The sequence below is a fragment of the Neorhizobium alkalisoli genome (assembly GCF_007829835.1).
GTDB lineage: Bacteria > Pseudomonadota > Alphaproteobacteria > Rhizobiales > Rhizobiaceae > Neorhizobium.
This window is the reverse complement of record NZ_VIWP01000001.1, coordinates 1,144,397-1,163,168: the sequence shown is the minus strand read 5'-3', so window position 1 is coordinate 1,163,168 and position 18,772 is coordinate 1,144,397. Positions and strand designations below refer to the sequence as shown.

Here is an 18,772-nt window from a genome sequence, read left to right as displayed (position 1 = left end):
GGATGCCGGGCGGCGTTCGTCTACGAATAGCCCGGCATAGCGATGCTGTCATCCTCGTCGGCGACAGTCTCGATGTTGCCCTGCACGACGGACGCAGGATCACCGCCGGCGCGAACCTTACTTCTGGAACCGGCAGCGATCCAATGGCATTCGGCCATGACCTGCATCGCCGGCTCATCGAAGATTTCCTGAAGGCGATCACGTCCACGGATCATCCGCTGACAGTCGATGGTGAGGCCGCATTGCAGGCGCAGGCTTTTATCAGTGATATCCTGAGTGCTGGAAAACAGTCGCTCTGAGATTGCCGATCCGCACATGCGTCGGTACCAATAAAAATGACCCCGGAGTTGCCTCCGGGGTCACGATCTTCATGCCACCGGCAATCAGTATTGGACCGAAAGGGCGTCGATGCGGGGGGCCTTCGGCGGCGCGAACTTGGTCAGGTCGATGCCATCGACGGCAGCCCGGTATTCCTCGACGCTCGGCGTACGGCCGAGGATTGCCGAGAGAACCACGACCGGCGTCGAGGCGAGCAGCGATTCACCCTTCTTCTCGGCAGTGTCTTCCACCACGCGACCCTGGAACAGGCGCGTCGAAGTCGCGAGAACCGTATCGCCCTTCTCGGCCTTTTCCTGGTTGCCCATGCACAGGTTGCAGCCCGGGCGCTCGAGATAGAGGATGTTCTCGTAAGCGGTGCGGTTGGCCGTCTTGGGCTTCAGGTCGTCGAACTCGTAGCCGGAATACTTCTGGAGGATCTCCCAGTCGCCTTCGGCCTTCAACTCATCGATGATGTTGTAGGTCGGAGCAGCAACGACGAGCGGTGCCTTGAACTCGACATGGCCTTCGGCCTTCTCGATGTTCTTCAGCATCTGGGCGACGATCTTCATGTCGCCCTTGTGCACCATGCAGGACCCGACGAAGCCGAGATCGACCTTCTTGGTACCGCCGTAATAGGACACCGGGCGGATCGTGTCGTGAGTGTAACGGCGGGAGACGTCGGCATTGTTGACGTCCGGATCGGCGATCATCGGTTCGTCGATAATGTCCAGATCGACGACGACCTCGGCGAAATATTTCGCATTGTCGTCAGGAACCAGAGCCGGCTTTTCGCCCGAGCGGATTTCGGCAATACGCGCATCCGCCTTGGCGATCAGGCCCTTCAAGGTCTGTGCCGCATTGTCCATACCCTTGTCGATCATGATCTGGATGCGCGACTTGGCGATTTCCAGCGATTCGATCAGGGTGTCGTCCTGGCTGATACAGATCGACGCCTTGGCCTTCATCTCGGCCGTCCAGTCGGTGAAGGTGAAGGCCTGGTCGGCCAGCAGCGTACCAATGTGGACTTCGATGATGCGGCCCTGGAAGACGTTGTCGCCGTGCTGCTTCAGCATCTGCGCCTGGGTGGCGTGAACGACGTCGCGGAAGTCCATGTAAGGCTGCATCGAGCCCTTGAACGTGACCTTGACCGACTGCGGGATCGGCATGGTTGCCTCACCCGTGGCAAGCGCCAGTGCGACGGTGCCGGAGTCGGCGCCGAAGGCGACGCCCTTCGACATGCGCGTATGGCTGTCGCCGCCGATGATGATCGCCCAGTCGTCCACGGTGATGTCGTTCAGCACCTTGTGGATGACGTCGGTCATCGAATGATAGACGCCCTTCGGATCGCGGGCGGTGATGACGCCGAAATTGTTCATGAAGGACATGAGCTTCGGAATGTTCGCCTCAGCCTTCTTGTCCCAGACGGAGGCGGTGTGGCAGCCCGACTGATAGGCGCCATCGACCAGCGGCGAAATGACGGTGGCCGCCATCGCTTCCAGTTCCTGCGCGGTCATCAGACCTGTCGTATCCTGCGAACCAACGATGTTGACCTTGACGCGCACGTCGGAACCCGCATGCAGGACCTTGCCCGGCGTCACGCCGACGGCATTGCGGTTGAAGATCTTCTCGACCGCGGTAAGACCCTGGCCCTCGATCGCGATTTCCTTGTTCGCTGCGAAAACCGGGGTCGGCTCAACACCGAGGGTCTGGGCGGCAAACGTCTGGAGCTTCTTGCCGAACACGATGGCATAGGAGCTGCCGGCCTTCATGAACTCCATCTTCTGAGGCGTGAAGGCGCTGGCGACATCAACGAGCTCGTTGCCGTCCTCGTCGCGCAGCTTCCTGCCCTTCGCATCGATGCGGAGCACGGTGCCGGTTTCGACCGAGAATTTCTGCTCGAGGATCGGGTTGCCATCGTTGTTGAGGATCGGCTTGCCGTCCTCGCCGAGCTTCTTGACCCAGTTCTTCAGATTGATGCCGATACCACCGGTCACATCGACCGTCGTTGCGAAGATCGGCGAGATGCCGTTGGTGCCGGCGACGATCGGGGCAAAGTTGACGAAGGGCACGTAGGGGCTGGCCTGCTTGCCGGTCCAGAGCGCCACGTTGTTGACGCCTGACATGCGCGACGAGCCGACGCCCATCGTGCCTTTTTCGGCGATCATCATCACCCGCTTGTCCGGATGCTGCTTCTGCAGCGCGACGATCTGCTGCTGGGCCTCCGGCGTGATCATGCACTGGCCGTGCAATTCACGGTCGGAGCGCGAATGCGCCTGGTTGCCGGGAGACAGAAGGTCGGTCGAGATATCGCCTTCTGCGGCGATGAATGTCACGACCTTGATTTCGTCTTCCACGTCCGGAAGCTTGGTGAAGAACTCGGCCTTGGCGTAGCTTTCAAGGACGTCTTTGGCGACGGCATTGCCGGCCTTGTAGGCATCGCGCAGGCGGAACATGTCGGCGTCGTAAAGGAAAACCTGGGTCTTCAGGACATCGCCGGCCTCAGCCGCAATCGCCGCATTGTCACCGAGCGCAACGTCGAGAAGCGTCTTGACCGACGGGCCACCCTTCATGTGCGACAGCAGCTCAAGGGCGAATTTGGGCGAGATTTCCGGAACGACGACTTCGCCGAGAACGATCTTGCCCAGGAAGGCCGCCTTCACACCAGCGGCGCTCGTGGTGCCGGGGAGCGTGTTGTAGATGAAGAATTTCAGGGCGTCGGCGCGATGTTCGCTGCCGGTATCTTCGATCAGGCTGATGATCTCGGCAACCAGCTTGCCGTCATCTATCGGCTTCGGCGCAAGGCCCTGACCTTTTCTGCTTTCGATCTCGCTCAGATAATCCAGATACAAGTTCATTGCCGTCCCAACGTCATAATATTGATGCGTTCCACATGAGACCCCTGAACGGCATTACCGATCCGCCTGAGGCGCTTAGGGCCTGTATCCCGCAAACCGACCCCCTGTGGCAAGATAGCGCATGATATTTTAAAAGTGGTATTTTTTCTTCATGTTTATTCGGTTAAGGCTGCGGGTTTGGCCGGGATCGGCACAATGCAATCTTCGGATGAAACCCACTCGTTTCCCCGGTTCGGCGAACCATGAGACAAGCGTCGCCACATGCCCCTGCCAGCCTGCTCATGGCCGGGTTTCAGGGACTGTCGGCGGCCTTGCAGACGGCTTCAGCCGACGGTTGAGATCACGCGGCCTATTTACCGAACGCCTAAAATTCCTGATTTCGCGCCAGCGCATCGAGAAGCTGGCTCGTATTGTCGATCGAAAACTGCACTCTCTCGCCTGGCCAGATCGTCTCCGAATAGGCGATCGGCGTTCCCTTCATGTCGACATCGACCTTTTTCAACGCAATCACCGGCAGCGACATGGCCTGGTCGAGCTGCCGTGCCTCTTCGGCAGTCGGCATGCGCACGATGATATCCGTCCTCAGGCGGATATAGTCGGGAACACCATATTCCGCGAAGATCACCGAAATGCTGCGGCCACTGCGCCGTGCATCATCGAAACCGGGAAAGCGGCGGACGGGGTAAAAGGCATTCGAAAAGTTGATTGGCTCGTCGTCGGCGAAACCGCGGCGAACGATGTGGTAGACGGGCTCCCCCTGCGGCAGGCGCAGGGCTTCGGCGACCACGCTTGGCGCTGCAATCAGCTCTTCACGCACCGCCTGCCCTAAAGGCTCGCGCCCCTGCTCCAGCAGATTCTGCGAAAATCGTGTCCGTTCCGACAGACGGTAGTCGAGCCGGCCTTCACGCACGAAGGTGCCACGCCCCTGTTCCACCTGCACCAGGCCGCGGCTTTCCAGATTGGAGATCGCCCTGCGGATCGTATGGCGGCCGACGCCGAAGCGCTCCATCAGATCCGCCTCCTTGGGAAGCTGGGTCTTCGGAGACAGGCGGCCGGTCAGGATATCTCCGGCGATATCTTCTTCAACCTGCTGCCACTGCCCGTGCACCGATTTGCCAACCATTCCGCCATCCAATTCTTTTTATATGATCTTTGAAACATTCGAATGTTCGAACCGTACCCGGCTATGGTGTCGCAATCAAGAGATACACCCGAACGCCTGTCATAAACCCGTCAGATAACACACTTATCGCTTGCCAAGAGCGAGAAGTGCCAAGTGACCTTCACATGATTGTCACCGATGCCTCCTAAGAAAACATCCGAATATTTTTCCTTTCATCCGAATATTTGGAGTGACAGATGGTGGATATGAATCGTCGGCAGTTCGTGGCCGGAGCAACAGCAGCGGTCGGCGCGAGCCTGGCCTTCACAGATGCCGCTCGCTCCGCCGATGCGACAATCGAGGTCTCGAGCACCTGGGGTTCGGACAAGCCGTTCCAGAAGGTCGTCGACGCCTTCAACGCCAAGAAGCTGGGCGTGACCGTCGTCAACCGCTTTGACGGCGACTACGAAACCGCGACGGCCAAGGCAGTTGCCAGCGTCGCCGCTGGCCGCCCGCCGGCAATGATGATCACCGGCTGGAAGTTCGGCTATTTTGCCAAGCGCACGCTCGGCGCCCGCGATCTGCGCGAAATCAACGCCACCAAGGCGGACGCGATCATCGGCAATTTCCGTTCGTCCGTGCATCCGCTGGTGACGATCGACGGTTCGCTGATCGGCCTTCCCTGGGCGATGTCCACGCCGATCACCTTCATCAACAGCGAATTGTGGAAGGCCGCCGGTCTCGACCCCAATCTTCCGGAGACGATCGACAGCACATGGCTGTACGAGAATGCCCGCAAGCTCGACGCAGCGCTGAAGGGCAAGCACCCGACCTATCGCTCAGCGCTGGCGCTTTCCAACAACGAGTGGACCAGCCAGTCCTTCATCCAGAACGCTGGCGGCTACATCATCGATCCGGCCGGCAAGCTCGCGCTGAACAGTGCCGAAGCGATCGCCGGCATGACGGAATATTGCAAGCCGGCATTCGACGGCCTGTGGACGCCGGTCAGCGCCAAGGAACAGGATGCCGCATTCGAAGCCGGTGCGCTCGCCATCTGCACGACCAGCTCGACCCGCGCTGTCACCTTCCCGCTTGGCGCCGCCAAGGCGATCACCACCAAGTTCCCGGGCATGCCGGGCCACGCCCGCAACATGAACAGCGGCGGCAACTTCCTCGCCGTCTACACGAAGAACAAGGAACAGGCCGAGGCCTCGCTCGCCTTCCTGGAATTCTGCGCATCAAAGGAAGGCCAGACGATCTGGTCGCAGGTCGGTTACCTCAACACTTCGGTTCATGATGTGCCGCTGATCAACGACTTCATGAAGCCGGCGGCTGCCCAGCTCGGCGACGGCCTGACGGCAGAGACCATCTGGCCCGGCAAGCGTGGCCTCGAAGGCCAGGATGTCTGGCGCAAGTGGGTTTCGCGCATGCTGCTCAAAGAAGCCAGTATTGCCGACGGCATCAAGGGCGCGCATGACGAGCTGGCGGCGCTGGTCGCGGCCTGATCCGATGCATTCCCGCCTTCGACTGCTGGCCCCCTACCTGTTCGTGGGGCCAGCCGTTCTGTCCGTCGCGATCTTCCTCTACGGCCCGCTCATCGCTTCCGCGCTGTTGTCGGTGCTCGACTGGAATCTCCTATCTTCCGATATCAGTTTCGTTGGAACAGCCAATTATACGGCGGCTTTCGGCAATGCCGACTTCCGCCTGGCGGCCTGGAACACCGTTCTCTACTGCGCGATCCTCATTCCCGCCGAGATCGTCCTGCCGCTTATCCTGGCGCTGATGATCCATTCGGTGCGCAAGAGCCCGATCCAGGGCCTCTATCGCGGCAGCCTTTTCCTGCCGACGATCGTCGCCTATTCGGTCGCCAGCATTGCCTGGTCCTGGCTGTTCAACCCGGTCAACGGCCTGTTCAACGAGATTCTCGGGTTTTTCGGCTTTCCGCCGTCGCGTTGGCATACAGATCCGAACCTCGCACTTCTCTGCGTCTGCCTCGTCACCTTCTGGAAGACGTTCGGGCTCAACATGCTGCTCTGGCTCGCCGCCCTCAGCAACCTGCCGCATGAGCTGCGTGAAGCCTCGCAGCTCGATGGCGCAGGCCCGCGGCGGCATTTCTTCACGATCAGCCTGCCGCTGATGGCGCCGACCGCCTTCTTCATCAGCGTCACCACCTTTTTCCATGTTCTGGACGATATTGTCGGCGTCATCGACGTGCTGACCCATGGCGGTCCGGCCGGGCGAAGCTCGAGCGTGCTTTATTTCCTCTGGCAGCAGGGGCTGCGTTTCTTCCAGTTCGGACCGGCCAGCGCCATTGCGATGATCATCATCGTTCTGGTCCTCACGGTCACGTGGCTGCAGTTCCGCGTTGCCGAAAGGGAGACGCATAAGGCATGAGCACCCGGATTTCGCTGCATCGGCTTTTCATCCATGCTGTCCTGCTGGTCACCTGTTTCATGACGCTGTTTCCGCTCGTCTGGATGGTGTCTTCTGCCTTCACGCCGGACGATCTGATTGCCGGCAAGGCGATCCGTTTCTGGCCGGAACATCCGACGCTCGCGAACTTCACCCTGGCAGCCGAGCGTCATCCGATCTGGCTGTGGCTGTGGAACTCCATTTTTACGGCGACGCTGATCACCCTCGGCAAGCTTCTGCTTGCCATCCCGGCCGGTTTCGCCTTCGGGCGCATGGAGTTTCGCGGCAGGCAGGCGCTTTTCTGGTTCGTCATCGCCACCATGTCATTCCCGACCGTGCTTGCCATCATCCCGACCTATATCGGCGTGGTGAAGCTGCAGGCTTTCGACACCTATGGGGCGATGATCATCCCTTCCATTCCCTATATCGGCTTCTATGTCTTCTACATGCGGCAGGCGTTTCGTTCACTGCCAGGGGCAATGTTCGAGGCGGCACGGATCGACGGTGCGGGCCTTTGGCGGCAGTTTGCCGGCATCGGCATCCCCAATGTCATCCCGTCGATCGCCGCACTTTCGGTGATTTCCTTCATGGGTGCCTGGAACATCTATCTTTGGGGTCAGCTTGTGCTCGAAGATTCCTCGAAAAAGACCTTGACGACCGGCATCGCAGCCTTTGCCGATCTCGACGGAACGGGGCAGGCCTGGGGACCATTGATGGCGACCAGCCTGCTTTCGATCCTGCCCGTCCTGGTGATCTTCCTGTTTGCCCAGCGCTACATCGTCGACGCGCTGGCGCCGGGCATGGACGAAAGATAACCGGCCATGCCCCGCGTCATCGTCATCGGCGGCGTCAACCATGACCGCATCTGGCGACTCAGCGACCCGTTGGTGCGGGGCGGCCGCCTGCATGTGGCATCGCAAGAGATCCAGCTCGGCGGCGGCGGCTTCTTCACCGGCAGCCAGCTTCTCGACCTTGGCGCCGAAGTTTCCATGGTCACCTGGCTGAGAAGCGACGCGCAAGGTTATGCGGCCCTCGATACACTCAAGCAGATGGGCTTCGAGACGCGCGAGGTGGCGATGGAGGCCGGCGAGACGTCGCTGCTCGAAATCCTGCTTGAACCGAATGGCGAACGCACGATCATGGGACTACCCAGCCATGCCCGTCCGCCGTTTACGATCGCAGCGCCACTGACCGGCAACGCCGCCTATATCAACGCGCTGAGCCTCGATGCAGGCCTCGTGCATGCGCTTGACGACATTCCGATCGTCGTCACGCAATTGCCGCTGCGGCCGGCGACGCCCCGCCCGGCAGATTATGTCATCTCCTCCCGCGACGACGTCGATGGCGATCTCGACACCGCCTGGCAGCGGGCCGGAGCCATTGCCGGATCGCGGCTGAAAATGCTGGTCCTGACGGACGGCCCCGAACCGATCACCCTTTTCGACGGCAAGGACACAGTGAAGGTCGTGCCGCAGCAGCGGATCGAGGTCAAAAGCGCCATCGGCGCCGGAGACCGTTTCAGCGGCGCCATGCTGTTCGCGCTTCTTGAGGGAAAGAGCGTAACCGCGGCAGCGGCCTTCGCCAGCACGCTGACTGCCGACTGGCTGCGCCGGCGCGACGGCCTTTAATCCACGCTGGCAACCTCGCTCATCTCACTTCGTCACACAAACATCACGAAACTGCCGTGGACATATTCATTCGCATATCATAGTAATTCATCCGAATGAATATGATCGAGCCACCCACGAATCTCCCGAGCCGGGACGCGTGATGAGGCGTGACCCATGCCGCAGGAACATCCGCAACGCGGGCGCGCTGCTGCTGCATCGGAAGAAAGGAAGACGCATGAGTGAGCTTGCGACCGGCGAACCGGTCATCGGCGCCTATTCTCACGAACAGGCGCTCAATATTCTTGCAGCCAGCGATGCCAGGTCACTCAAGGCCTGTGCGGAACAGGTTCTGACTGGGCTCGGTGACGTGACCGTGCTGAACAACCGGACCGGTCTCGTCATGTTGCCCTTCGAGGACACGGTCAAGGGAACAGCCTTCCACCTTGGCGAAGTGCTCGTGGCGGAAGCCCATATCCGCTTGGCGGTAAGCGGCATTGAAGGTTTTGGCGCCGTGACGGGTCGCGATCTGGAACAGGCAATGGCAATGGCCGTGATCGATGCCGCAATCGCTATCGGTCATGATAGCGGGCCAATCCTCGCCTTTATCGAGGCCGAGGACGCCCGGCAGCAACAGGCCGACCGTGAGCGACTGCGCAAGGTCGAGGCTACCCGTGTCCAGATGGAGACGTTCTGATCATGTCGCTTTCCATCCTTCCCACCGCCGATGACAGCCGCACCAATGCCATCTTCGAGGAACTGATATGGGCGCTTTCGCGGCCAGGCCTGCTCCGCACCATGCCTGCCGGCGGTTTTACCGCCATCGCGGAAAGCCTGCTTGACCGTGAATGCACATTTCACGTTCTCGGCGACCGCGTGCTTGATGGCGAAAGCGCTGGTGATCTGGAGCGCGATCTCGCCGCAACCGGCGCACGCCGTGCCGATCTTGCGCAGGCGGACTATGTGTTTGCGGCGCTCCGCTCGGCACAGGCGGTTGATGACCTCTCGCGTCTTCGCATCGGCACGCTCGCTTATCCCGACGAGGCCGCGACGGTTTTCACGCCGGCGAACTTCGGCACCGGCCAGCAGCTTCGGCTCTCCGGCCCCGGCATTCGTGACAGCGTGACGATCACGGTCGGCGGCATCGATGCGTCCTTCTGGCAAATGCGCGCCAAAGCGATCCGCTATCCGCTGGGCTTCGATCTCTACCTTGTCGATGGCGACGATGTCGTCGGCATTCCCCGTTCCACAAAAGTCGAGGTGCTCTGATGGCCTATGTGGCAACGCGTGGCGGCGAACACGCCATCGAACAGGCCGAACGGCTTTATCGCGACGATCTCGGTACGATCGGCAAGGACAGGGTCGATGCGATCCGCATCAGCCTGCCCTATCTTGTCGATCGGCTGATGGGCGAGGCCTCGCTCTATGAGCCCGATCTGGCTGCGCTTGCTCTGGCACAAACCGGCGGCGATCTCTATGAGGCCGTTCTCTTGCTGCGCGCCTATCGCACGACACAGCCGCGCATCGCGGTGGCCGAGCCGGTGAAGCAGCCAGATCTGTTCACGCTGCGCCGCATCTCCGCCGCCTTCAAGGATATTCCGGGCGGCCAGATCCTTGGCCCGACGCTCGATTATTCCCATCGCCTGCTGCAGGTTGGCGTCCTCATGGGAGAGGATTATGTGCCTGCCCCGGTGACCGCAGCTGCCGAACCCGCACCGGCAACCCAGCCCTCGCTCGCTGCCTGGCAGAAGACGCAAGGGTTGATCGCAGATCACAAGTCAGAGGCGGTCGCCCCCGACGACATACCCGATCTTACCCGTGAGCCGCTGCTCTTTCCCGCACCGCGCGCCCACAAGCTGCAAAGCCTTGCCCGCGCCGATACCGGCGGAACGCTGGCACTGGGTTATTCGACCATGCGCGGTTATGGCTCGGTGCATCCGACGGTCAATGAATTGCGCCTTGCCGAGGCTCCGGTTCGGATCCACCATCCGCGCGGCACGCTTTTCAGCGCCGGCAGCGTCCGCGTCAGCCAGGCGGAAATCATCTCCAAGGCGGCGGTGCTCGAACTCGGCTTTTCGGCAACCTTCGGCTGGAACGAGGTGAAGGTCATCGCCGCCGCCTCGCTCGATCTGGCGTCGAGCCAGCCCGACGCACACGCTGCCTCGACGGAGGAATTTGTGCTCTACCATACGGAACCGGTTGAAAGCTCCGGCTTCTGCATTCACTTCAAGCTTCCGCATTATGTCACCTTCCAGTCGACGCTGGACGCCTTTCGTGGCGTCAAGGCGGATCGTGCGGCTGCGGCCGCAGCGAAGGCGGCCAAACCGCAAACCCGGCAGGAAGAGGCCGCACTGTGACACTCAAGGATCTCACAAAACCCTGGGCGGCCTTCAACTACGGCTTCCTGGATGAATCGGCCAAGCGCGAACTGCGCCGCAAGATGTTGAAGGCTGTCGCGGTGCCCGGCTATCAGGTGCCCTATGCCAGCCGTGAAGTGCCGATGGCACGCGGATGGGGAACCGGCGGCCTGCAGGCGACGCTGACGCTGCTGAAGCCGACCTCCGTCGTCAAGGTGATCGACCAGGGTGCCGACGACAGCGTCAACGCCGTCAGCATCCGCAAATTCTTCGCCCGCGTCGGCGGCGCCGTCGAAACCGAGGATACGCAGAAGGCGACGATCATCCAGTCACGCCATCGCATTCCGGAAGAAAAGCTGCGCGAGGACCAGATCCTCGTCCTGCAGGTGCCGGATCCGGAGCCGCTGCGCGCCGTGCAGCCGGACATGTCAATCGCCCGCGAAATGCATGGCGATGCCGATTACGGCCAGCTTTGGCTGGTGCTTTACGAACAGCTGGTGAAATCCGGCCGCATCATACAGGGATCGAGCTATCCCAGCATGGTCAACGGCCGCTACGTCATCTCGCCGTCGCCGATCCCCCGCTGGGATGTGAAGAAACTGCATCAGGCAGACCACCTGACCATCCTTTCGGCCGGACGCGAAAAGCGCATCTATGCCGTACCGCCCTATACGAATGTCGAACCGCTGGTTTTCGACGACGTGCCCTACCGGGTCGAGGATCATCAGGACAAGACCTGCTATCGCAGCAATGTCACCGGCTTCTTCATGAACGAACTGCCGCAGGATGACGGCTCGTCGCGTCACGAACTGTCCGACAGCCATTTCGGCGTCAAGCAGATCCGCAGGAATGAGGGAGAGGCGGTCGAGATCGCCAAAACCTGGTACAACAATGGAAGGATGGACTGATGGCGGCTCTCTTCAACACCGTGCCCCGCCATGAGCCGCGCCTGATGCTGGCCGAGCCGATGCTGTCCATGCGCGGCATCTCCAAGAGCTTCGGTGAGGTCAAGGCGGTCATCGATGTCGATGTCACCGTCTATCCGGGCGAAGTCCTCGGCATTGTCGGCGAATCCGGCTCGGGCAAATCCACCCTGCTGCGGATGATGAATCTCGAAGATACGCCGGAGGCCGGCAGCTATCACCTTTCCCTGCCCGACCAGGAAGAGCGCAATCTCTTCACGCTCGACCGGTTCGAACGGCGCATGCTGCGCGCCCGCCATATCGGTATCGTCTATCAGAACCCGCATCTGGGTCTCCTGATGGGCCATACGAGCAGCGGCAATGTTGCCGAGCGGCTGCTTATTGCCGGCAATCGCAACTTTGCCGATCTGCGTTCGCGGGCAAGAGAATCCCTGCAGGCCTCGGAATTCCCTCTGGAGCGCATCGACGCCCGGCCACGCGAACTGTCGGGCGGCATGCAGCAACGCGTCCAGCTGGCCAAGGCGATTGCTCTCGAACCGGCAGTGCTTCTCCTCGACGAACCGACCACCGGCCTCGATGTCAGCGTCCAGGCGCTGGTTCTCGATACGCTGAAACGACTGCAGCAGGAACGCGCCATCACCATGGTTCTGGTCTCGCATGATCTCGGTGTCATCCGCACGATGGCCGACCGGGTCATGGTCATGCGGCGCGGCCGGGTCGTGGAACAGGGGCTGGCGGACCAGATCTTTCAGGACCCGCAGCACGAATATACCCAGCAACTCGTTCATGCGAAGCTTTGAGGACGACCAGACAATGGACATGCAAGTTTCCAAGTCGGGAGCGAGCCCCGTGCTGCGCGTCGAGGGTCTTTCGAAACAGTTCGAAATGCACCATCTGCGCCGCACGCTCTACGCTTTCGAGGATCTGAATTTCGAACTCGGCGAAGGCGAATTCATCCTGCTGAAGGGTGAAAACGGAGCGGGCAAATCCACCCTGCTGCGCACCCTCTACCGCTCCTATCGGCCGCGCGCCGGGCACGCCTTCTATCACACGAAGGAAGGCGTGATCGACCTTGCCGCGGCCGCCGATGTCGACATCGCCGTGCTGCGCCGCCGCGAGATCGGCTTCGTCACCCAGTTCCTCAATGCCCGCCCGCGCGTCGCGGCAGAAGAGGTCGTCGCCGAACCGTTGCGGCTCGCCGGAACGCCACATGCCGAAGCCCTGGTCGAAGCGCGCCGCTGGCTTGCCGCTTTCGGCGTCAAGAAACAGCTCTGGCCCGCCTATCCTTCCACTTTCTCCGGTGGCGAACAGCAGAAGGTCAACCTGGCCCGTGCCCTGATCCTGCCGCAACGACTGCTTCTGCTCGACGAGCCGACGGCCTCGCTCGACCATACGGCGCGCAAGGCGCTGGTCGATCGGCTGACAGAACTGAAGGCGTCAGGGGTTGCAATGATCGGCGTCTTCCATCATCCCGAGGATGTTGCCGGCCTGATCGACCGGGAGATCCATCTCAAGGCCATCAAGATCGAGGACGAGGCAGACAATGTGGTTCAATAATTTCGAGATCGTCCTGGCGGACCGTGTCATCAACCGCGGCGCCGTTCGCGTCGAGGACGGATTGATCGTGGAGATCCGCGACACACCCGGCGACGTTACGGGGGTCGACGGCGAAGGCCGGCTGCTGCTGCCAGGCTTTGTCGATATCCATGGCGACATGATCGAGAAGGAAGTCGAGCCCCGCGCCAACGTGCGGATGCCGCTCGAACTGGGGCTCTACGATCTCGACAAGAAGCTCGCCGCCAATGGCATCACCACCGCCTATGCGGCACTTGCCTTCACGCCGGCCACTTACGGTCACCTCCGCTCGGTGGAAAACACGACGGCGATCATCGGTGCGCTTGCCTCGATGCGCGACGAACTGCTTGTCGACCATCGCGTCCATGCCCGTTTCGAAATCACCTTTCCCTCGGCCATCGAGGTTGCGGAAAAGCTGATGCGGGACGGAGCGCTGGGACTGATCTCCCTGATGGATCACACACCCGGCCAGGGACAGTATCGCGACCTCGAAATCCACACCCGCAACATGGCGAAGACGAAGAAGATCGACTACGCCACCGCCGTGGAAATGGTGAAGGATCGCATCGCCCAGCGCGAAGCCCATGGCGATGCCATGCATGTGGTCACCGGACTGGCTGAGCTTGCCAGAGAAAAAGGCATCACCATTGCCTCGCACGACGACGACAGCCTCGAAAAGGCGGCGCTGATGCACGGCCTCGGTGTCAGGATCAGCGAATTTCCGATCACGCTTGAGGTTGCTGCAGAGGCACGTCGCCTGGGTCTGGCAACGGCCATGGGTGCGCCGAACGCGCTGCGCGGCCAGTCCTATTCCGGCAATCTTTCGGCACGTGAAGCCTATGAGGCCGGCGTGCTCGACATTCTTGCCAGCGATTATCACCCTTCCGCCATTCTGCCGGCCGTGATCGCACTGGGCGACATGATAACGGCAAGAGGCGAGAGCGGGCTTGCCAACGCCGTGGCGCTTGCAACCGCCAATCCGGCGAAAGCACTCGGCCTCGATGACCGCGGCGCGATCGCAGAAGGCCTGCGCGCCGATCTGGTCATCGCCGAGCGCGGAAAAATGCCGCGCATGCGCGCCACGCTGCGCGGCGGAAAGATGGTGTGGTCGGACGGGACGCTCTCCTTCCCGAGGGCTTGAGGCCGCATCGACGATCGTTGAGTGTCTTCATATCCAGAACAAGGCAATCAGCGTCCTTAAGGGGTTCAAACCGCGAAAGGCGCTGCTTGCGTTCTGCAGGTCTCCTTCCCATTTCAGGAGTAATCCTCCTGAAACACGAGACCGCCCCATGCCTGACGACCAGTTGTCGAACCGTTTGATCGAGATCCTTCCACCCGAGCGCGAAGACACAAGCGCGGATTCGAAGACCTGTCTCTGTTGCGAGCGCCGTCGCCCGGCATCCTGCATGGACGAGGACGGATGCGGGATCTGTGAGGAATGTCTGTCGCCGTGACACCGGCGCCCGAGCTTCCGCCGGAATTCGCTCCCGCGCTGGCCCGGCTTCCGGACGGCGCGATGGAGGGCATCTTTCAGGGGAGACGATGGGGTGCGACAATCCAGAGGTCGCAGGATGGTCGCCGCATCTGGCTGTTTGCCGAGGAAAGGGGCGGAACGGACATCGTGTCCTTCAACCTTTATACGCTCGCCGGTGAAAGGCCGCTCCTCAAACCGTGCGAGATGTCGTCGGAGAAAGTCATCGATTTCGTCGTCGGTTTCCGCCCCGTTGTCAGTCATTACAAATAAATCCGGGTAGAGCGGAACCAATCGGGATCTTGAGGGTTAGATGCCGCTGGCCTTCGGTGTACCTGATGCGCGGGATCGTCCCGCTCGCAGGCACACCAGTTGTATCGGTCGCGGCCATCGGGGATAACGTTTTTGCACATGACCAGAAACCTGCCATTGAACGACAACCTTGCGTTCGATGGATCGCGGACCATGGAACAGCTCCAGGACCGCGAGGTCTGGTTGTCAGGCCAGCGACAGGCCTTCGCCTCTGCTCTGAATGATGCGCCTCTCAAGGAAACGCTAGACATTCTGGTCGAGACCGCGACATCCGCGCTTGGCGAGGGAACGCGGGCGGCTTTTTTCCTCACCGGACCTGATGGCGCAACGCTGCATCACATTGCCGGCATGCCGGATGATTACGCTCTGGTGGTCGACGGTTTGCGGGTCGGATCTGAATCCCTCGCCTGTGGTCTTGCGGCGCATAGCGGGCAGGCCGTCCTGACGGCCGATGTCTATCTGGATCCGCTTTGGAAGCCGTGGGTCTGGCTTGCCGACAAATATCAGTATCGCGCCTGCTGGAGCTTTCCGATCAACACCTCGACCGGCCACTTCGTCGGGACCTTTTCGGTCTACTGGCCAGAGCCGCGAGAAGCCGTAGGCTGCGACATCGATCGTGCGGCCCTGATCACCCAGACTGCCGGTGTCATTATTTCCCGGTTCAAGGAAGCCGAAGAGCGTCGCCGCGCCGAGCAGGCTCTCCTCGAAACGCAGAAGCAGCTCGAAGCCGAACTCGCCGACAGCGAACTTCTTCGCCAGATCAGCCTGGAGCTTGCCGGGGATGATGGCGAGGATGCGCTTTATCAGAAGCTCGTTGGCGCGGCTGCCCAGATCATGAAGTCCGATGTCTGCACGGTGCAGTTCCTGCATCCCGAGCGTGGGGTGGCTGGCGAGCTCGAAATGCTCGCGTCGACCGGCCTCGATGCACGCGGCATCGAATATTGGAAATGGGTCCGTGGCGATTCCGGCTGCACCTGTGGCGAGGTCCTTCGCACGGGGAAGCGTGCCATTGCAGAGGATGTGGAGACCTGCTCCTTCATGGCCGGGACACCGGACCGCGACGTCCTGCTCGGTGGCGGCATCCGCGCCGGACAGACGACCCCGCTCATCACCCGCGACGGCAAGCTCGTCGGCATGATCTCGACCCATTGGGGCAAGCCACACCGCCCGTCCGAGCGCGAGTTGCGCATGCTCGACATCATCGCCCGCTCGGCGGCTGACCTGATCGAGCGGCGCCGCGCGGCCGAGACGCAGAGACTGCTGCTGAACGAGCTGAACCATCGCGTAAAAAACACGCTCGCTGTCGTGCAGGCGATGGCGTCGCGAACTCTGGCCCGCTCGCCGGATCCCAAGGACTTCGCCAAGGCTTTCGGCGGCCGCGTCCAGTCGCTTGCGAAGATCCACGATCTGCTCAGCGCCAAGAGCTGGGAAGGCGCGGACCTCAAGGACCTCATCCAGGGGCAGATTTCCGCAGGCGCATCCGACGAAACACGCTTGAAGACCAGCGGCCCGGCCGTTCGCCTCGATCCGCAGATGGCTCTTCATCTCGCACTCATCATGCATGAGCTCGGAACGAATGCGACGAAGTATGGAGCCCTCTCCGTTGCCACGGGCAAGGTATCGATCGACTGGAGGATCGAGGATGGCCTTCGCATCCGCTGGTCCGAGCTCGGAGGCCCGCGTGTCGAGCCTGCGGCGTCGCTAGGCTTCGGAACAACCTTGATCTGCCAGAGCGCGCGCGGCCAGGGCGGCGATGCCCAGATGACCGCGCTTCCGGAAGGCATCATCTGGGACATCTCTGTCCCCTATATCGTGAAGAGCTCGGCGATTAAATTGCCCGTGACGAAGACGGAAGAAAAGCCTGCCGCGCACATGGAAACACGCAACCTGAAAGGCCGCCGGATCCTGGTCGTGGAAGACGAACCACTGATCGGAATGGACATCGTCGCCTCCCTCGAAGACGCCGGCGCGGAGGTCGAAGGACCGGTCGCCACCATAGACGAAGCCTGCGCGATCATCGCCGACACGCGTTTCGACGCAGCACTGGTCGATGCCAATCTGCACGGTCGCCCGGTCGGGCCGATCGCGGCAGCGCTGGCCGAACGTGCAGTGCCGTTTGCGTTCGCCACAGGATACGACAGGGATGGTCTTCCGGAAGATTTTCGCGACAGGCCAATTCTCGGCAAACCGGCAGGGCCGGAGCAGGTCGTGGAAATGGTCGGCAGGCTGATCGCGTCATCAAGCCCCTGATTGCTGCCCGCCTTGAAACGAACGCAATCGCGCATTATCTATCTATCAGTCGGCGTTGCTGACGAGCGCTGGAATGTTCTGCCGCTCGCGATGCCGGTGTAGCTTAATACTTTTGACCACGGATGTACTGGCAGGGGTGAATAGCGAATGAGGAAGGTCGGTGCGGTTTCGCCCCGGCCTTTTTTGTTGCCTATCGTCCGGCGAAATTTACAGGCTGATATTACCGGAGAGCGTGTTCGATGCGTTCCACATGCTGCTCGTGAACGACCAGGCCGCGCTCGACAGCGTCGATCTCATCTGTTGTGAGGCCCGTCGCGATGGCGAGGTCCTCCAGGCTGTAGCCGCGCGCGAGGCGGGCTTCCTTGAGGTTCGTCGCGGACGCGACGGCGTTTGAGACATGATCCATTTCATTCTTCCCTTCCTGTTCGAGATTTGATTGTCGAGGCTGTCGGCGTTCGGGGCCAGCTGCGTGCGAGCGGCTTCTCGGGCGCGCCCTCCAGCCTGAGCTTACGGAGCCGTTCCGTTTTCTCTTCGCGGCGGCGCCTTTCTTCCCGTGCGGCTTCAAGCGCGATTGCATTCGTGCGCTCGACGGCGGCCGCGCGCTCGCCGACAGTCGGCGTACGTCTGATCCGTGAGACCATGATATCCATCTTTTTTGAGTTATAGCGGATATATGGTGACGAAGTGCGCTCTCGGCAACGCATGGCTGACCTTCCGCCAGCGCGTGGATCGCCGTCTTGCAATAACCGCCCGCGGTTCTCATCTACCGGTCACACCCCGTATCGATGACCGCTGCCGCGACACCCCCTCTCCGTCGCGTGCGCGGTTGTCCGGGATGGGTGAGGGCGCTCCCCGGAAACGGGTCGAGCGCCCTTATTTTTTATCCGGGAACAGGTTCGCAAGCCAGGTGATGATGATCTCGGCAAGCTCGCCTGGTGCCTCCATCGGGATCATGTGCCCGGTCCCGCCCACGACCTGCAAGGTCGAACCTTTTATGCCGTCTTGGAGTTCGGCCGCTTCCTCCCGCGACCTCAGTCGATCAACGTCACCTGCGATGACCAGCGTAGGACACTCGATATTGCTCAGGCTTGACCGCTCGTCATGGCGTTCCAGCAGCGACTGGCGGAGAAAGACTTCTCCACCGAGTCGCTGTCCCATCTCCTGTATTCTCGATACGAGATCGTTCCTGCCGGCATTATCCGGGTGAAGGGACGACCTGACGGCAGCGGTGCTCAGACCCTTGAAGGCCTCGACAGCCTTCTGCCCCACAAGGGCTGCCTTCCGGCGAGCCTGGACTTCGTCGTCGCCTCGTGCGGACGTTGCGACGAGGATCAGAGCAGAAACACGCTCCGGAGCCTGGCGGACAATCTCGCGGGCGACATATCCGCCCATTGAGAATCCGACGACAACGAACTGCCCGGAAATCTCCGCCAAGGCGCGTCGGGCCATGTCCGGGATCGAGGCGTCCTTGGATAGATCGGCGTGATAGATGTCGCCGAGTGGCTCAAGCAGAGGCTCGACATCCTTCCAGAGGTCACTGTCCAGCATGAAGCCCGGCAGCAGGAGAAGCTGCATTTCCATATCCTTGCA

General features: G+C 61.3%; 18 protein-coding genes. 14 read left to right on the top strand and 4 right to left on the bottom strand.

Annotated features, from left to right (window positions below):
• Window positions 1-2: 2 nt before the first annotated feature.
• Entirely contained in the window at window positions 3-299 is a 297-nt protein-coding gene (locus FHW37_RS05150) for a hypothetical protein (protein WP_145633370.1), read from the top strand.
• 84 nt (window positions 300-383) lie between these two features.
• Here FHW37_RS05150 and FHW37_RS05145 read toward each other — a convergent pair whose 3' ends face one another.
• Together FHW37_RS05145 and phnF are read right to left on the bottom strand one after the other, a co-directional pair.
• Window positions 384-3,173, bottom strand: a complete 2,790-nt coding sequence (locus FHW37_RS05145; protein WP_145633368.1) for a bifunctional aconitate hydratase 2/2-methylisocitrate dehydratase — start codon at window positions 3,171-3,173, stop codon at window positions 384-386.
• A gap of 364 nt (window positions 3,174-3,537) precedes the next feature.
• A complete protein-coding gene (gene phnF / locus FHW37_RS05140) occupies window positions 3,538-4,296 on the bottom strand; it encodes a phosphonate metabolism transcriptional regulator PhnF (RefSeq protein ID WP_145633366.1) in 759 nt (252 codons plus the stop codon).
• Between the two features lie 236 nt (window positions 4,297-4,532).
• Between phnF and FHW37_RS05135 the strand changes: the two genes are divergently transcribed.
• The 13 genes from FHW37_RS05135 (at window position 4,533) to FHW37_RS05075 (ending at window position 17,182) form a co-directional block, all read left to right on the top strand.
• On the top strand, window positions 4,533-5,780 hold the full coding sequence (locus tag FHW37_RS05135; protein ID WP_145633363.1) for an extracellular solute-binding protein: 1,248 nt from the start codon (window positions 4,533-4,535) through the stop codon (window positions 5,778-5,780).
• A complete protein-coding gene (locus FHW37_RS05130) occupies window positions 5,749-6,669 on the top strand; it encodes a carbohydrate ABC transporter permease (RefSeq protein WP_186458148.1) in 921 nt (306 codons plus the stop codon). The genes FHW37_RS05135 and FHW37_RS05130 overlap by 32 nt, the downstream gene beginning before the upstream one ends.
• The gene (locus FHW37_RS05125; protein ID WP_145633358.1) at window positions 6,666-7,502 is read left to right on the top strand and encodes a carbohydrate ABC transporter permease; all 837 of its coding nucleotides are present in this window, start codon (window positions 6,666-6,668) and stop codon (window positions 7,500-7,502) included. Before FHW37_RS05130 ends, FHW37_RS05125 begins: the two co-directional genes overlap by 4 nt.
• Window positions 7,503-7,508: 6 nt before the next feature.
• On the top strand, window positions 7,509-8,315 hold the full coding sequence (locus FHW37_RS05120) for a PfkB family carbohydrate kinase (RefSeq protein WP_145633355.1): 807 nt from the start codon (window positions 7,509-7,511) through the stop codon (window positions 8,313-8,315).
• A gap of 217 nt (window positions 8,316-8,532) precedes the next feature.
• Window positions 8,533-8,991, top strand: a complete 459-nt coding sequence (gene phnG / locus FHW37_RS05115) for a phosphonate C-P lyase system protein PhnG (RefSeq protein WP_145633352.1) — start codon at window positions 8,533-8,535, stop codon at window positions 8,989-8,991.
• A 2-nt stretch (window positions 8,992-8,993) separates the two neighbouring features.
• Entirely contained in the window at window positions 8,994-9,563 is a 570-nt protein-coding gene (phnH, locus tag FHW37_RS05110; RefSeq protein WP_145633349.1) for a phosphonate C-P lyase system protein PhnH, read from the top strand.
• Window positions 9,563-10,651 (top strand): carbon-phosphorus lyase complex subunit PhnI, encoded by a 1,089-nt coding sequence (locus FHW37_RS05105; protein WP_145633346.1) that lies wholly within the window; start codon window positions 9,563-9,565, stop codon window positions 10,649-10,651. Before phnH ends, FHW37_RS05105 begins: the two co-directional genes overlap by 1 nt.
• The gene (locus tag FHW37_RS05100) at window positions 10,648-11,559 is read left to right on the top strand and encodes an alpha-D-ribose 1-methylphosphonate 5-phosphate C-P-lyase PhnJ (RefSeq protein WP_145633343.1); all 912 of its coding nucleotides are present in this window, start codon (window positions 10,648-10,650) and stop codon (window positions 11,557-11,559) included. The genes FHW37_RS05105 and FHW37_RS05100 overlap by 4 nt, the downstream gene beginning before the upstream one ends.
• Window positions 11,559-12,374, top strand: a complete 816-nt coding sequence (locus tag FHW37_RS05095; RefSeq protein WP_145633340.1) for an ATP-binding cassette domain-containing protein — start codon at window positions 11,559-11,561, stop codon at window positions 12,372-12,374. Before FHW37_RS05100 ends, FHW37_RS05095 begins: the two co-directional genes overlap by 1 nt.
• Window positions 12,375-12,387: 13 nt before the next feature.
• Complete coding sequence (locus FHW37_RS05090) at window positions 12,388-13,131, top strand: phosphonate C-P lyase system protein PhnL (RefSeq protein ID WP_145633337.1); 744 nt, start codon at window positions 12,388-12,390, stop codon at window positions 13,129-13,131.
• Window positions 13,118-14,290, top strand: coding sequence for an alpha-D-ribose 1-methylphosphonate 5-triphosphate diphosphatase (locus FHW37_RS05085; protein WP_145633334.1), 1,173 nt, complete (start codon window positions 13,118-13,120; stop codon window positions 14,288-14,290). Before FHW37_RS05090 ends, FHW37_RS05085 begins: the two co-directional genes overlap by 14 nt.
• 297 nt (window positions 14,291-14,587) lie before the next feature.
• On the top strand, window positions 14,588-14,893 hold the full coding sequence (locus FHW37_RS05080) for a hypothetical protein (protein WP_145633332.1): 306 nt from the start codon (window positions 14,588-14,590) through the stop codon (window positions 14,891-14,893).
• A gap of 192 nt (window positions 14,894-15,085) precedes the next feature.
• Window positions 15,086-17,182 (top strand): GAF domain-containing protein, encoded by a 2,097-nt coding sequence (locus tag FHW37_RS05075; protein ID WP_186458147.1) that lies wholly within the window; start codon window positions 15,086-15,088, stop codon window positions 17,180-17,182.
• Between the two features lie 220 nt (window positions 17,183-17,402).
• Here FHW37_RS05075 and FHW37_RS05070 read toward each other — a convergent pair whose 3' ends face one another.
• Together FHW37_RS05070 and FHW37_RS05060 are read right to left on the bottom strand one after the other, a co-directional pair.
• Window positions 17,403-17,588, bottom strand: a complete 186-nt coding sequence (locus FHW37_RS05070; protein WP_145633326.1) for a helix-turn-helix transcriptional regulator — start codon at window positions 17,586-17,588, stop codon at window positions 17,403-17,405.
• A 467-nt stretch (window positions 17,589-18,055) separates the two neighbouring features.
• Complete coding sequence (locus FHW37_RS05060; RefSeq protein WP_145633323.1) at window positions 18,056-18,757, bottom strand: alpha/beta fold hydrolase; 702 nt, start codon at window positions 18,755-18,757, stop codon at window positions 18,056-18,058.
• Window positions 18,758-18,772: the final 15 nt, after the last annotated feature.